The following is an 890-nucleotide window of genomic DNA, read 5'->3' as shown; positions in this document are numbered from 1 at the left end:
TAAAAACGGGGATGGATTTGCGGGATTTGCGCTTGGCTACGGTAAAAACGGGGATGGATTTCCGGGATTTGCGCCTGGCTGCGGTAAAAACGGGGATGGATTTGCGGGATTTGCGCTTGGCTGCGGTAAAAACGGGGATGGATTTCCGGGATTTGCGCCTGGCTACGGTAAAAACGGGGATGGATTTGGACGATTTGCGCTTGGCTGCGGTAAAAACGGGGATGGATTTGCGGGATTTGCGCTTGGCTACGGTAAAAACGGGGATAATCATTTATTCGAACCACATTTTTTACTGAACCAAACCGTTTTTCCGAAATTTAAGCCCCCGCTTCTTACTGAACCAAGCCGTTTTTTCAAAATTTAAGCCCCGTTTCTTACTGAACCAAACCGTTTTTCGAAATTTAAGCCCCGCTTTTTACTGAACCAAACCGTTTTTTCGAAATTGGAGCCCCGCTTTTTACTGAACCAAACCGTTTTTTCGAAATTGGAGCCCCGCTTCTTACTGAACCAAGCCGTTTTTTCGAAATTGGAGCCCCGCTTTTTACTGAACCAAGCCGATTCTCTGGGAGAGCGCTGCAGTTGGGGACTTTGCGGGGATTAGTTTCGAAATTTTGGCTTTAGTTGGGGACTTTGCGGGGATGAATTTCGAATTTTTTGATTTAGTTGGGGACTTTGTGGGGATGAATTTCGAGTTTTTTGATTTAGTTGAGGACTTTACGGGGATGAATTTCGAGTTTTTTGATTTAGTTGGGGACTTTGCGGGGATGAATTTCGAGTTTTTTGATTTAGTTGGGGACTTTACGGGGATGAATTTCAAGTTTTTTGATTTAGTTGAGGACTTTACGGGGATGAATTTCAAGTTTTTTGATTTAGTTGAGGACTTTACGGGG

General features: G+C 44.4%; 2 protein-coding genes. Both read left to right on the top strand.

Annotated elements, in window-relative coordinates:
• Window positions 1-364, top strand: a 364-nt coding sequence (locus OCH80_RS06520) for a hypothetical protein (RefSeq protein WP_404539127.1), incomplete at its 5' end; no start/stop codon positions are given.
• 247 nt (window positions 365-611) lie between these two features.
• Window positions 612-890, top strand: a 279-nt coding sequence (locus OCH80_RS06515) for a hypothetical protein (protein ID WP_404539124.1), incomplete at its 3' end; no start/stop codon positions are given.

The sequence above is a fragment of the Lactobacillus sp. 23-2 genome, from assembly GCF_044902225.1.
In the GTDB taxonomy this organism is placed as follows: Bacteria; Bacillota; Bacilli; order Lactobacillales; family Lactobacillaceae; genus Lactobacillus; species Lactobacillus absianus.
Note: the sequence above shows the minus strand (reverse complement) of the source record. Positions and strands in the feature narration are given on the sequence as shown.